The sequence below is a fragment of the Pseudomonas hamedanensis genome, assembly GCF_014268595.2.
GTDB classification, from domain to species: domain Bacteria; phylum Pseudomonadota; class Gammaproteobacteria; order Pseudomonadales; family Pseudomonadaceae; genus Aquipseudomonas; species Aquipseudomonas hamedanensis.
The window spans coordinates 3,546,620-3,560,850 of record NZ_CP077091.1; the positions used below are offsets into that span (position 1 = coordinate 3,546,620).

General features: G+C 61.2%; 6 protein-coding genes and 2 pseudogenes. 6 read left to right on the forward strand and 2 right to left on the reverse strand.

The genetic code is table 11. The annotated features are described in order from the left end of the window. Positions 1–182 precede the first annotated feature (182 nt). Positions 183–4,136: a trifunctional transcriptional regulator/proline dehydrogenase/L-glutamate gamma-semialdehyde dehydrogenase gene (gene putA / locus HU739_RS15290; protein WP_186549445.1), complete on the forward strand. Its 3,954-nt coding sequence runs from the start codon at positions 183–185 to the stop codon at positions 4,134–4,136. Between the two features lie 243 nt (positions 4,137–4,379). Further along, positions 4,380–6,182, forward strand: a complete 1,803-nt coding sequence (locus tag HU739_RS15295) for an acyl-CoA dehydrogenase (RefSeq protein ID WP_186549446.1) — start codon at positions 4,380–4,382, stop codon at positions 6,180–6,182. A gap of 185 nt (positions 6,183–6,367) precedes the next feature. On the opposite strand, the gene HU739_RS15300 is transcribed toward HU739_RS15295, so the two are convergent. Together HU739_RS15300 and HU739_RS15305 are read right to left on the reverse strand one after the other, a co-directional pair. Beyond that, positions 6,368–6,670: a cell division protein ZapA gene (locus HU739_RS15300; RefSeq protein WP_186549447.1), complete on the reverse strand. Its 303-nt coding sequence runs from the start codon at positions 6,668–6,670 to the stop codon at positions 6,368–6,370. Beyond that, positions 6,667–6,897: a hypothetical protein gene (locus HU739_RS15305; RefSeq protein WP_007909525.1), complete on the reverse strand. Its 231-nt coding sequence runs from the start codon at positions 6,895–6,897 to the stop codon at positions 6,667–6,669. The genes HU739_RS15300 and HU739_RS15305 overlap by 4 nt, the downstream gene beginning before the upstream one ends. A gap of 342 nt (positions 6,898–7,239) precedes the next feature. Between HU739_RS15305 and HU739_RS27050 the strand changes: the two are divergent. From HU739_RS27050 to mscK, 4 genes and pseudogenes are all read left to right on the forward strand, one after another. Further along, a pseudogene (locus HU739_RS27050) lies at positions 7,240–7,896 on the forward strand (MCP four helix bundle domain-containing protein); the annotation flags it as partial. A gap of 303 nt (positions 7,897–8,199) precedes the next feature. Then, positions 8,200–8,799: pseudogene (locus HU739_RS27055) on the forward strand (methyl-accepting chemotaxis protein); the annotation flags it as partial. Between the two features lie 300 nt (positions 8,800–9,099). Next, positions 9,100–10,842 carry a potassium/proton antiporter gene (locus tag HU739_RS15315; protein WP_186549451.1) on the forward strand — a complete coding sequence of 581 codons (1,743 nt, stop codon included), beginning with the start codon at positions 9,100–9,102 and terminating at the stop codon, positions 10,840–10,842. 34 nt (positions 10,843–10,876) lie between these two features. Further along, entirely contained in the window at positions 10,877–14,230 is a 3,354-nt protein-coding gene (gene mscK / locus HU739_RS15320; protein ID WP_186549453.1) for a mechanosensitive channel MscK, read from the forward strand. Position 14,231 lies beyond the last annotated feature (1 nt).

The following is a 14,231-nucleotide window of genomic DNA, read 5'->3' on the forward strand; positions in this document are numbered from 1 at the left end:
CCCTTTGCTAGAAGCAAAAGCACCAAACCGGAGCAGTACGCTGGTACGAGAAATCAATTCCTGACGAGTTGCCTATTATTCCGGCAAAAAAAGGGTTGCACCCGGTTGCACCTCAATCGACGCAGGGCTAATCTTGCCGCCAGCTGATGCCACGCAACTGTGGCAACCATGAGGATAAAAATATGGCTACCACCACCCTTGGGGTCAAACTCGATGACCCGACCCGCGAGCGCCTTAAGGCCGCCGCAACCTCGATTGATCGCACGCCGCACTGGCTGATCAAGCAGGCAATTTTCAATTACCTGGAAAAACTCGAGGGTGGTGCAACCCTGACCGAGCTGAACGGTTTGACTGCCAAGGACGTCGACGACGCCGGCGAAGTACACACCGATCACGCCCACCAATGCTTCCTCGAATTCGCCGAGAGCATTCTGCCGCAGTCGGTTCTGCGTGCATCGATCACCGCCGCTTACCGTCGTCCTGAACCGGAAGTGGTGCCGATGCTGATCGAGCAGGCACGCCTGCCGGCAGCAATGGCCGAAGCCACCAACAAACTGGCCGCGACCATCGCCGAAAAACTGCGTAACCAGAAAAGTGCCGGCGGCCGTGCGGGCATTGTTCAGGGCCTGCTGCAGGAATTTTCCCTGTCGTCCCAGGAAGGCGTGGCGTTGATGTGCCTGGCCGAAGCGCTGCTGCGTATTCCCGACAAGGGCACCCGCGATGCGCTGATTCGCGACAAGATCAGCACCGGCAACTGGCATCCGCACCTGGGCAACAGCCCGTCGCTGTTCGTCAACGCAGCGACCTGGGGTCTGCTGCTGACCGGCAAACTGGTCTCCACGCACAACGAAGCCGGCCTGACGTCATCGCTGAGCCGCATCATCGGCAAGAGCGGCGAGCCGATGATCCGCAAGGGCGTCGACATGGCCATGCGGCTGATGGGCGAGCAGTTCGTCACCGGCGAAACCATCGCCGAAGCCCTGGCCAACGCGAGCAAGTTCGAAGCCAAGGGCTTCCGTTATTCCTACGACATGCTCGGTGAAGCCGCACTCACCGAAGTCGACGCACAAAAATACCTGGCCTCGTACGAACAAGCGATCCACTCGATCGGCAAAGCCTCTCACGGCCGTGGGATTTATGAAGGCCCGGGCATCTCCATCAAACTCTCAGCCCTGCACCCACGCTACAGCCGCGCGCAGTACGAGCGGGTGATGGACGAGTTGTACCCGCGCCTGTTGTCGCTGACCTTGCTGGCCAAGCAATACGACATCGGCCTGAACATCGACGCCGAAGAAGCCGACCGCCTCGAACTGTCGCTGGATCTGCTTGAGCGCCTGTGCTTCGAGCCACAGCTGACCGGCTGGAACGGCATCGGCTTCGTCATTCAGGCCTACCAGAAGCGTTGCCCGTACGTGATCGACTACGTGATCGATCTGGCCCGCCGTAGCCGCCATCGCCTGATGATCCGTCTGGTCAAGGGCGCCTACTGGGACAGCGAAATCAAGCGCGCCCAGGTTGAAGGCCTGGAAGGCTATCCGGTCTACACCCGCAAGGTGTACACCGACGTTTCCTATATCGCCTGCGCTCGCAAACTGCTGTCGGTGCCGGAAGTCATCTACCCGCAATTCGCCACGCACAATGCCCACACCCTGTCGGCGATTTACCACATTGCCGGTCAGAACTATTACCCCGGCCAGTACGAATTCCAGTGCCTGCACGGTATGGGCGAACCGCTCTACGAGCAGGTTGTAGGCAAAGTTTCCGAAGGCAAGCTGAACCGTCCGTGCCGCGTGTACGCACCGGTCGGCACCCACGAAACCCTGCTGGCCTATCTGGTTCGACGCTTGCTGGAAAACGGCGCCAACACCTCGTTCGTCAACCGCATCGCCGACCAGTCGATTTCGATTCAGGAACTGGTGGCCGATCCGGTGGCGCAGATCGAGCAGATGGCGACCGTGGAAGGTGGGTTCGGCCTGCCGCACCCGCGCATCCCGCTGCCGCGTGACCTGTACGGTGCCGAGCGCGCCAACTCCAGCGGCATCGACATGGCCAACGAACATCGCTTGGCCTCGCTGTCCTGCGCCTTACTGGCAACCGCGCACAACGACTGGAAAGCCGCACCGATGCTTGGTTGCGCGTCCAGCAACGAAGCGCCTGCTGCCGTGCTGAACCCGGCGGACCACCGCGATGTGGTCGGCCACGTCCAGGAAGCCACGGTCGAAGACGTCGACAACGCCATCCAATGCGCGCTGAATGCCGCACCGATCTGGCAGGCCACTCCGCCAGCCGAACGTGCCGCCATTCTGGAACGTGCCGCGGACTTGATGGAAGGCGAGATCCAACCGCTGATGGGCCTGTTGGCTCGCGAAGCTGGCAAGACTTTCGCCAACGCTATCGCCGAAGTGCGCGAAGCGGTCGACTTCCTGCGTTATTACGCGGTGCAGGCCCGCAACGATTTCAGCAACGACGCCCACCGCCCACTGGGTCCGGTGGTCTGCATCAGCCCGTGGAACTTCCCGCTGGCAATCTTCAGTGGTCAGGTCGCCGCCGCACTGGCCGCCGGTAACCCGGTCCTGGCAAAACCGGCCGAACAGACTCCGCTGGTGGCGGCTCAAGCCGTGCGCTTGCTGCTCGAAGCCGGGATTCCTGAAGGCGTGCTGCAACTGCTACCGGGTCGCGGTGAAACCGTCGGCGCCGGTCTGGTCGGCGACGAACGCGTCAAAGGCGTGATGTTCACCGGTTCCACCGAAGTCGCGCGTCTGCTGCAACGCAACATCGCTGGCCGTCTCGACAGCCAGGGCCGGCCGATTCCGCTGATCGCCGAAACCGGCGGCCAGAACGCGATGATCGTCGACTCCTCGGCACTCACCGAACAGGTGGTGATCGACGTGGTGTCCTCGGCCTTCGACAGCGCCGGCCAGCGCTGCTCGGCGCTGCGCGTGCTGTGCCTGCAGGAAGATTCCGCCGATCGCGTCATCGAAATGCTCAAGGGTGCCATGGCTGAAAGCCGTCTCGGCAACCCCGAGCGCCTGTCCGTGGACATCGGCCCGGTGATCGACGCCGAAGCCAAGGCTGGCATCGACAGACACATTCAGGGCATGCGCGACAAAGGTCGCAACGTGTACCAGGTGGCGATTGCCGACAGCGAAGAAGTCAAGCGCGGCACCTTCGTCATGCCGACGTTGATCGAGCTGGAAAGCTTCGACGAGCTGCAACGCGAGATCTTCGGGCCGGTCCTGCACGTGGTGCGTTACAAGCGTAAAGAGATCGACCAATTGATCGCTCAGATCAACGCGTCCGGTTATGGCCTGACTCTGGGCGTGCACACGCGCATCGACGAGACCATCGCCAAGGTCATCGACAACGTCAACGCCGGCAACGTCTACGTCAACCGCAACATCGTCGGAGCCGTGGTCGGCGTGCAGCCGTTCGGCGGCGAAGGCCTGTCGGGGACCGGCCCGAAAGCCGGCGGCCCGCTGTATCTGTACCGCTTGCTGTCAACGCGTCCGACCGACGCAATCGAACAATCCTTCGCTCGCGGCGATGCTGCCGTAGCGCCGGACGTTCGTCTGCGCGAAGCCATGCGCCAACCGCTGAACGCCTTGAAAGCCTGGGCCGACAACAACCAGTTCGCTGAGCTGAGCGCTCTGTGCGTGCAGTACGCGGCGCAATCGCAGAGCGGCATCACCCGCGTGCTGGCCGGCCCGACCGGTGAGAAAAACAGCTACGCGATCCTGCCGCGCGAGCACGTGCTGTGTCTGGCAGAAGTCGAAGGCGATCTGCTGACGCAACTGGCTGCGGTATTGGCCGTTGGCGGCTCGGCGGTATGGCCGGAGTCCGAAGTGACCAAAACCTTGCTGGCACGTCTGCCGAAAGAAGTTCAGGCACGCATCAAGCGGGTTGCTGACTGGAACAAGGACGAGGTGGTGTTCGATGCGGTTCTGCATCATGGCCATTCCGACCAGTTGCGTGCCGTTTGCCAGCAGATCGCCCAGCGTGGCGGAGCAATCGTTGGGGTTCAGGGCTTGTCCCAGGGCGAGACCAACATTGCTCTGGAACGCCTGGTGATCGAGCGGGCGCTGAGCGTTAACACGGCTGCGGCGGGCGGTAATGCCAGTCTGATGACCATCGGCTAAACCGCTGTAAATTCAGGCGACCGCAATGGCCGCCTGGAAATGAAATCCCCTGTAGGAGTGAGCCTGCTCGCGATAGCGGTCTGCCAGACACATGCATTGGTCTGACAGACCGCTATCGCGAGCAGGCTCACTCCTACATTGATTAGTGTCACCCTCACCTCTGCATCACCGCCATCAATCTTCCTGTTCAGCCATCATCAGCCCGCCTAGACTCGGCCCAACCTCATTTTCAGGTAAGCCACCATGTCCGAGACGCTGCTCAGTTCCCGCAATCTGGCTTTCGAGCTGTACGAAGTCCTTGATGCCGAGGGCCTGACCCGGCGCGAGCGCTTTGCCGAGCACAATCGCGAGACGTTCGATGCAGCCATCGGCACGGCGCGCAGCATTGCTGAAAAGTACTTCGCCCCGCACAACCGCAAGGGCGATGAAAACGAACCGCGCTATGAAAACGGCAAGGCGATTCTTATCCCCGAAGTGAAACCGGCGGTGGATGCCTTCCTCGAGGCCGGCTTCCTCAACGCCGCGCGAAGCTTCGAGGCCGGCGGCATGCAACTGCCGACCTTGCTGTCGCAAGCCTGCTTCGCGCATTTCCAATCGGCCAACGCTGCGTCGACCTCGTATCCGTTTCTGACCATGGGCGCGGCGAATCTGATCGAGAGCTTCGGCACCAACGAGCAGAAACAGCGTTTCCTGCAACCGATGATCGATGGCCGCTTCTTCGGCACCATGGCCCTGACCGAGCCGCATGCCGGTTCGTCGCTGTCGGATATTCGTACCCGCGCCGAGCCTGCGTCTGACGGCACGTATCGCCTCAAGGGCAACAAGATCTTCATATCCGGCGGCGACCATCCGCTGTCGGAAAACATCGTGCACATGGTCCTCGCCAAGCTGCCGGACGCGCCGCCGGGGGTAAAAGGCATTTCGCTGTTCATCGTGCCGAAGTTTCTGGTCAACGACGACGGCAGTCTCGGCCAGCGCAACGATGTACTGCTGGCCGGGCTGTTCCACAAGATGGGCTGGCGCGGCACCACGTCCACGGCGCTGAACTTCGGCGATAACGGCGAGTGCGTCGGTTATCTGGTGGGCAAGCCGCACCACGGCCTGAGCTACATGTTCCAGATGATGAACGAAGCGCGGATCGGCGTTGGCATGGGCGCGGTGATGCTTGGTTATGCCGGTTATCTGTACTCGCTCGAATACGCCCGCGAACGGCCACAAGGTCGGGTGCCGGACAGCAAGGACCCGACGACGGCGCCGGTGGCGATCATTCAGCACGCCGATGTCAGACGCATGCTGTTGACGCAAAAATCCTACGTCGAAGGGGCATTCGACCTCGGCCTGTATGCGGCGCGGTTGTTCGATGACACCACCACCCTTGAAACCGAAGCCGAGCGCAAACAGGCCCATGAGCTGCTGGACCTGCTGACGCCAATCGTCAAATCCTGGCCGTCGGAGTTTTGCCTGAAGGCCAACGAACTGGCGATCCAGATTCTCGGCGGTCACGGATACACCCGTGAATATCCGGTGGAGCAGTATTACCGCGACAACCGCCTGAACCCGATTCACGAAGGCACTCATGGCATCCAGTCGCTGGATTTGCTTGGACGCAAGCTGGCGCAGAACGGTGGCGCGGGGTTGAAACAGTTAATCCGCCTGATCGCTGCCACGGGCGAGCGCTCCACGGCGTACGATTCGTTGACCGCACTGCGCGAACCGCTGGAAAAACTGGTGGCGCGCCTGCAAACCGTGACCCTCGGTTTGTTGACCGATCTGGCGCAAGGCAAGGTCAACAGCAGCTTGGCGAATTCGGCGCTGTATCTGAAGGTGTTCGGGCACACGGTGATCGGCTGGCGCTGGCTGGAGCAAGCGATTCGCGCCGAAGAAGGTCTGGCAAAAGGCACTGCGGCGGACGCCGATTTCTATAAGGGCAAGCTGCAGGCGGCGCGGTACTTTCTGACGTGGGAAGTGCCGGGTTGCCAGCATGAGCTGGACTTGCTGGAGGCGCGGGACGATACGTGCCTGGGGATGCAGGATGCATGGTTCTGATCCGGATTATGCGTAGCGGCTGATTCCGTCTTCGCGGGCAAGCCCGCTCCCACAGGGTTTCGTGGCGCTCACGCACTCAGTGAATCACCACGATACTTGTGGGAGCGGGCTTGCCCGCGAAAGGGCCGGGGCTGACGACACATCAGCTCAGCGTGAACCCACTCATCTGCGCACCAGCGACCGGATCAACCCTGATTAATGGTCTTGGCGATGGTGTCGACCGTGGCGCTGACTTGCTCTTGGTAACGGTCGAGTTCTTCCTGGTGCTGTTTCTTCATATCGATCTGCTGCGAGCACAGGTTCATTGCCGCGAGCACCAGCAAGCGGTCGCCGATCAGGGTCGGGTATTTGCGCTTGGTGTCTTCCAGCGTGGCCTTGAGCATCATGGCCGCGTCCAGCAGGGTCTGTTCTTCCCCGGCCGGTGCCTTGATCGAATAGTCCTCCCCGAGAATGGAGATGACTTTTACCCCTGCTGTGCCGTGGTTCATGCGCTGACAGGACCGGCGTTGACGCGGTCGACCAGGGCTTGAATGCGTGCGGCAGTGGCACCGTGCTTTTCTTCCTGCTCCATCAGGTTCAGTTGCAGGCTTTCGTTTTCATCCTTGGCCTGGGCCAGTTCCGTGGACAGGGTCTGGTTGGTCTGCGCGAGGGTCTGGTTCTGTTGCACCAGGTCGCTGACGAGCTGTTCCAATTGGCTGAGGGATGCTTCCAACATTTTGATCTTCCAAGCGTTTTTCAAAGGGCGCGTACGATAAAGAAAAGTCACCACAGATGCCAGGGTTAAACCGCTGCAAAGCCTTGATTTTCCTGGCGGCGGACCGTTCCCGCGAGTTTAAAAGACTGTGATCTGCCGATCTGGTTCCTGCACTTCGTCGCCCCGCACCCGCTGCGACAAATGCGCACACCGACTCAAGACTTTAGTCGTATGACCGATAAGTCAGCCATACAGCAGCTCAACCCGCATGGATGCGGCCCTTTTCGGTATCCGCCCATGTCCCTTCGCAATATGAATATCGCCCCACGGGCGTTCACCGGTTTCGCCCTGATCGGCGGCCTGATGTTGATTCTCGGCGTGTTCGCCTTGAACCAGATGAGCAAAATTCGCGCGGCCGGCGAAAACATCGCCACCGCCAGCGTGCCATCGATCAAGGCCCTCGACGAATTCACCCAACTGACCCTGCGCCTGCGCGTGTTGTCATATCGCCTGCTGATCAACCGTGAAGCGGACGTGCAGCAGAAAACCATCGAACTGTTCGACATGCGCAACCGCCAGATTTCCGATGCGCAACGGGCTTACGAGCCGCTGATCTCCAGCCCCGAGGAACGTTCGGCGTACGATCAGTACGTGCAGTTGCTGGCGCAGTACCGTCAGCTCGAAGAGCGCATGAAAACCTTATCGCGCAACAATCAGGTCGACGAACTGCGGCAGATGCTCAACAGCGATTTGCTGACCAACTCTGAAGCGGTGAACACCGCTCTGGCACGTTTGCTGGAGATCAACACCCAGCAGATCGCGGAGACCGACCAAGGCGCCAAGGATCAGTACTCGATGTCGTTCGATCTGGTCGTCACGCTGCTGGTGATCGCCAGCGGCCTGACGCTGCTGTTCGCCTGGCTGCTGACGGTGAGCATCACCAAGCCGATTTCGAAAGCACTGGAAGCTGCCGAGACCATCGCCGAGGGCAACCTGACCCAGCCGATCCATGTCGATGGTGAAGATGAAGCCGGACGCCTGCTGGCGGCCATGGCGAAGATGCAATCCAAGCTGCGTGACACCTTGCAGCGTATTTCCGGTTCGGCCACGCAACTGGCGTCCGCCGCCGAAGAATTGAACAGCGTCACCGATGAAAGCGCTCGCGGCCTGACACAGCAAAACAACGAAATCGAACAGGCCGCCACTGCCGTCAACGAGATGACCAGCGCCGTGGAAGAAGTCGCACGCAATGCGGTCAGCACCTCGGAAGCTTCAAAGAACGCCACCACCTCGGCCGGCGACGGTCGCGATCTAGTCCAGGAAACCGTCAGCGCCATCGAACGCATGAGCGCTGACGTGCAGAGCACCGCTTCGCTGATCGGCGATCTGGCCAACGAGTCCCGTGACATCGGCAAAGTCCTTGATGTGATCCGCGGCCTGGCCGACCAGACCAACCTGCTGGCGCTGAACGCGGCGATTGAAGCCGCACGTGCTGGCGAGGCCGGTCGTGGTTTCGCGGTGGTGGCGGATGAAGTGCGTGCCCTGGCCCATCGCACCCAGCAATCGACCAGCGAAATCGAGCGGATGATCGGCAGCATTCAGAGCGGCACCGAACACGCCGTGGATTCGATGCGCAACAGCACCGAGCGCGCCGAGTCGACGCTGAACATCGCCCGTGGCGCCGGGATGTCGCTGGACACCATCAACAGCGCCATCGTCGAGATCAATGAGCGCAACCTGGTGATCGCCAGCGCGGCCGAAGAGCAGGCGCAGGTGGCGCGGGAAGTCGACCGCAACCTGGTCAACATCCGTGACCTGTCGGTGCAATCGGCGACCGGGGCGAATCAGACCAGTGCGGCGAGCAATGAGCTGTCGCGCCTGGCGCTGGACCTGAACAACATGGTTGGGCGGTTCAGCCTGTAACGCACCCATGAGATAGCAGCCGAAACTCCCCTGTGGCGAGGGGATTTATCCCCGTTGGGTGGCGAAGCCGCCCCAAAAACGCGTATGCGATTTCATCTGAAGACCCGCTTACATCGGTTTTACGACGGCTGCGCCGTCTAACGGGATAAATCCCCTCGCCACAATCATCACTCGCCGCACTTTCAGGGGATGTTGCCGAAAAGCTTTTTGACAGCATCACATTTCAACAGGTTAGAATCGCTGGCACGTAGACTGCATGGTCAGTTTGTGCCCCGTCTTTCCGCTTCTGGAGTACTGCCTTTGAATGCGACGACCATCAACAGCCTGTTCTTGATCGGCGCGTTGCTGGTAGGCGCAAGCATTCTTGTCAGTTCCCTTTCCTCGCGCCTCGGCATTCCGATTCTGGTCATTATTCTCGCGGTCGGCATGGCCGCCGGGGTCGATGGCGGCGGGATCATTTTCGATAATTACCCGACGGCCTATCTGGTCGGCAACCTCGCACTGGCGGTCATCCTCCTCGACGGCGGCTTGCGCACACGCGTTTCCAGCTTTCGCGTGGCGTTATGGCCGGCGCTGTCGCTGGCCACGGTCGGGGTGTTGATCACCACCGGGCTGACCGGCATGGCCGCCGCGTGGCTGTTCGACCTCAATCTGATTCAGGGCCTGCTGATCGGCGCCATTGTTGGCTCGACCGACGCTGCTGCGGTGTTCTCGCTGCTCGGCGGCAAAGGGCTGAACGAACGGGTCAGCGCCAGTCTGGAAATCGAATCCGGCAGCAACGATCCGATGGCGGTGTTTCTCACCGTCACCTTGATCGACATGCTTGCCAGCGGCCAGACCGGCCTGCACTGGAGCCTGCTCACGCACCTGATCCGCGAGTTCGGCATTGGTGGCGTGATCGGTCTGGGCGGCGGCTGGGTGATGCTGCAACTGGTCAACCGCATCAACCTCGCGGCCGGGCTGTATCCGATCCTGATCATCGCTGGCGGCCTGGTGGTGTTCGCGCTGACCAACGCCTTGCACGGCAGTGGCTTCCTCGCTGTTTATCTGTGCGGCCTGGTCATCGGCAACCGCCCGGTGCGTAGCCGCCACGGCATCTTGCACATGCTCGACGGCATGGCGTGGCTGGCGCAGATCGGCATGTTCCTGGTGCTGGGCCTGCTGGTCACGCCGCATGATTTGTTGCCGATCGCCGTGCCTGCCCTCGGTCTGGCGCTGTGGATGATCCTGTTCGCGCGGCCGCTGTCAGTGATGGTCGGTCTGCTGCCGTTCAAGGCGTTCCACGGTCGCGAGAAAGCGTTTATTTCCTGGGTCGGCCTGCGCGGCGCGGTGCCGATCATTCTCGCGGTGTTCCCGCTGATGGCCGGTCTGCCGCAGGCGCAGCTGTACTTCAACCTCGCCTTCTTCATTGTGCTGGTGTCGCTGCTGGTGCAGGGCACGAGCCTGCCGTGGGTCGCCAAGCTGCTCAAGGTGACCGTACCGCCGGAGCCCGCGCCGATTTCCCGGGCGGCGCTGGAAGTACACGTGACCAGTGAGTGGGAACTGTTCGTTTACAAGCTCGGCGCGGAGAAATGGTGCATCGGTTCGCCCCTGCGCGAGCTGAAAATGCCCGAAGGCACGCGTATCGCCGCGCTGTTTCGTGGCCAGCAACTGCTCCATCCGTCGGGTAGTACGGTGCTGGAAGTTGATGATTTGCTGTGTGTTATTGGCCACGAACACAACCTGCCAGCCCTCGGCAAACTGTTCAGCCAGGCGCCGCAACGGGGCCTCGATCTGCGCTTCTTCGGTGACTTTGTGCTCGAAGGAGACGCCCAGCTTAAAGCGGTTGCCGCTCTCTATGGCTTGCCGGCTGAAGGCATCGATCCGGACATGACCCTGGGTGCCTTCATTGCGCAGAAAGTCGGTGGTGCCCCCATCGTCGGCGACCAGGTGGAGTGGAACAACACCCACTGGACGGTTGCGGTCATGGACGGGAACAAGATCGGCAAAGTGGGCGTCAGATTCCCCGAAGGAAGTCGCCCGGGCCCCGGACTCTTCCTCTAAACTGCCTCCACTCTCACTTGCTTGACCGGTCTCTATGCCTACCCTGCGCTCCTTTTTCGCCGCGGCCCTGCTGGGCCTGAGTCTTACTGTCGGCCCGCTGTACGCCGCCGAACCACCGTCCAGCGACGCCGTGCAGGCCAGCCTCGACAAGCTGGCCGACAGCAAACTGCCGGATGCCGATAAAAAGGCAATGCAAACCGTCCTGCAGAACACGCTCAATCAGCTGAACAGCGAGCGCGAGTACGAGCAGAAGCTGATCGACCTCAAACAGCAACTGGCGACCGCGCCCAAGCAGACCATCGAAAACACCCGCGAGCTGACACGCCTCAAAGCGACGCCAGTGGTGCCGGTGGCGCAGCGCTTTCCCAAGGAGTCCATCCAGCAGTTGGAGCAGATCCTCACGGATCGTTCGACCCAGCAGAGTGACCTGCAAAAAGCCCTGGCCGAGGCCAACAGCCTGATCATCACGGCGCAGACCCGGCCCGAGCGCGCGCAAGCGGAGATTTCCGCCAGCCAGACGCGCATTCAGCAGATCAACAACATCCTCAAGTCCGGCAAGGACACCGGTAAAACGGTCACCGCCGAACAGCGCGACCAGTTGAATGCCGAGCTGGCCGCCCTCAATGCGCTGATTCCGCTGCGCCGTCAGGAACTGGCCGGCAATACCCAGTTGCAGGATCTGGGCAATGCCCAGCACGACTTGCTCTCGGAGAAATCCGACCGCCTCGATCGCGAGATTCAGGAACTGCAAACCCTGATCAACCAGAAGCGTCTCGCGCAGTCACAGGAAACCGTCACCCAGCAATCGATCGAAGCGCAGAAGGCCGGCGGCAGCAGCCTGCTGGCGAGTGAGAGCGCCACCAACCTGAAACTGTCGGACTACTTGCTCAAAAGCACCGATCGTCTCAACGAAGTTACCCAGCAGAACCTGCAGACCAAACAGCAACTCGACACCCTGACCCAGAGCGATTCGGCGCTGGACGAGCAGATCGCCGTGCTCAAGGGCAGCCTGCTGCTGTCGAAAATTCTCTACAAGCAGAAACAGGCCCTGCCGCACTTGAAGGTTGACCGCGACCTCGCCGACCAGATCGCCGATATTCGCCTCTATCAGTTCGATGTCAGCCAACAACGCGAGCTGCTGAGCAACCCGGCGACCTATGTCGACAACTTGCTCGCCACGCAGCCGCCGGAGCAGGTCACCCCGCAACTGCGCAAGAGCCTGCTGGAGCTGGCCAACACCCGCACTGACTTGCTGGAACGACTGAACCGCGAACTGAGCGCGATGCTCAATGAGTCGATCACCCTGCAGCTCAATCAGAAACAACTGCTGAGCACCGCGCAAAGCCTGCGTGCGACCCTCGATGAGCAAATGTTCTGGATCCCCAGCAACAAGCCACTGGACGTTGAGTGGATGCGCGGCGTGCCGGAACGCCTGCAACGACAGGTCAACACCCTGCCATGGGCGTCGAGCCTGAGCGAGCTGACCGATGGCCTGACCCAGCGGCCATTGCTGTTCCTGCCGCTGGCGCTGCTGATCGGCGCACTGCTGTGGCGACGCAAAAGTCTGTATGGAAGGCTGAACAAGGTTCACCAGGACATCGGCCACTTCAAGCGCGACAGCCAGTGGCACACGCCTCAGGCGATCCTGATCAATATCCTGCTGGCGATGCCGGTGGCACTGGGCCTGGCGCTGTGCGGTCTGGCGTTGCAGATCGACGCCCGTGGACAGAACGCCAATATGGGCGCGGCGCTATTGCAAATGGGCCAGGCCTGGCTGGTGTTCTACACCGCTTACCGGATTCTCGCGCCGGGCGGCGTGGCGGAATTGCACTTTCGCTGGGAGAAACCGCAGGTCGAATTTCTTCAGGGCTGGGTGCGCCGACTGGGCCTGGTGGTCATGGCGCTGGTGGCCGTGGTCGCCGTCGCCGAACTGCAACCGGCGGCACTCGCCGACGACGTACTCGGCATGCCGGTGGTGCTGACTTGCTACGCGCTGATGGCGTGGCTGCTCAGCCGCCTGCTGATCAGCAGCCCGACGCACCAGAATGCCTCGCTGTTCCGCAAGGCCGTGGGTGTGATGTTCACCCTGCTGCCGATCGCCCTGTTCGTCGCGGTGTGCTTCGGCTACTACTACACCGCGCTGAAACTCAGCGATCGTTTGATCAACACCCTGTACCTGCTGATGTTCTGGCTGGTGATTGAAGCCACCTTCGTTCGCGGCCTGAGCGTGGCCGCGCGGCGTCTGGCTTACCAGCGCGCCCTGGCCAAACGGCAGGCAGCCAAAGAAGCCGGCGACGGCGAAGCGGTGATCGAAGAACCAACCCTGGACATCGAAAAGGTCAACGAACAATCCCTGCGCCTGATCCGCCTGGCCCTGCTCGGCGGTTTCATCGCGGCGCTGTACTGGGTCTGGTCGGACCTGATCTCGGTGTTTTCGTACCTGGACAACATCACCCTCTACGAATACACCAGCGGCACTGGCGCCAACATGAGCATGGTGCCGATCAGCATCGGCGACATGCTCGGCGCGCTGATCATCATCGGTATCACCTTCGCCCTCGCACGCAACTTGCCGGGTCTGCTCGAAGTGTTTGTGCTGTCCAAGCTCAATCTGGCCCAGGGCAGTGCTTACGCCACAACGACGCTGCTGTCGTACGTGATTGCCGGCGTCGGCTTTGTCACCACACTGTCGACCCTCGGCGTCAGCTGGGACAAGTTGCAGTGGCTGGTCGCGGCACTGTCGGTGGGTCTCGGTTTCGGTATGCAGGAGATATTTGCCAACTTCATCTCCGGGATCATGATCCTGTTCGAACGCCCGGTACGGATCGGCGACACCATCACCATCGGCAACCTGTCGGGCACGGTGAGCAAGATCCGCATCCGCGCCACGACCATCACCGATTTCGATCGCAAGGACATCATTGTCCCAAACAAGACGTTCATCACCGGGCAACTGATCAACTGGTCGCTGACCGACACCATCACCCGCGTGACACTGAAACTCGGCGTCGATTACGGCTCGGATCTGGATCTGGTCAAGGAACTGCTGCTCAAAGCTGCCCGCGAAAACCCGCGCGTGCTGAAGGAACCAGAGCCGCACGTGTACTTCCTCAACTTCGGCGAAAGCACTCTCGATCACGAACTGCGCATGCACGTGCGCGATCTGGGCGACCGCAACCCGGTGCTCGACGAGGTCAACCGCTTCATCAACCGCGAGTTCAAGAAGCAGCACATCAACATTTCGTTCCGGCAGATGGAGGTTTACCTGAAGAACCTCCACGGCCAGGAATACAAGATGGTGCCCGTGGAGCCGGAGAACAAAACCATCGTGCCGATCGTCGACGCGCAGAAACCGTTGCAGGAACCGCCACCGAGCAAACTCGACTAAC

Bases quoted from the DNA above. Each gene is read 5' to 3' on its own strand.
- putA (WP_186549445.1), top strand. From the start codon at position 183: ATGGCTACCACCACCCTTGGGGTCAAACTCGATGACCCGACCCGCGAG.
- HU739_RS15295 (WP_186549446.1), top strand. From the start codon at position 4,380: ATGTCCGAGACGCTGCTCAGTTCCCGCAATCTGGCTTTCGAGCTGTAC.
- HU739_RS15300 (WP_186549447.1), bottom strand. From the start codon at position 6,670: ATGAACCACGGCACAGCAGGGGTAAAAGTCATCTCCATTCTCGGGGAG.
- HU739_RS15305 (WP_007909525.1), bottom strand. From the start codon at position 6,897: ATGTTGGAAGCATCCCTCAGCCAATTGGAACAGCTCGTCAGCGACCTG.
- mscK (WP_186549453.1), top strand. From the start codon at position 10,877: ATGCCTACCCTGCGCTCCTTTTTCGCCGCGGCCCTGCTGGGCCTGAGT.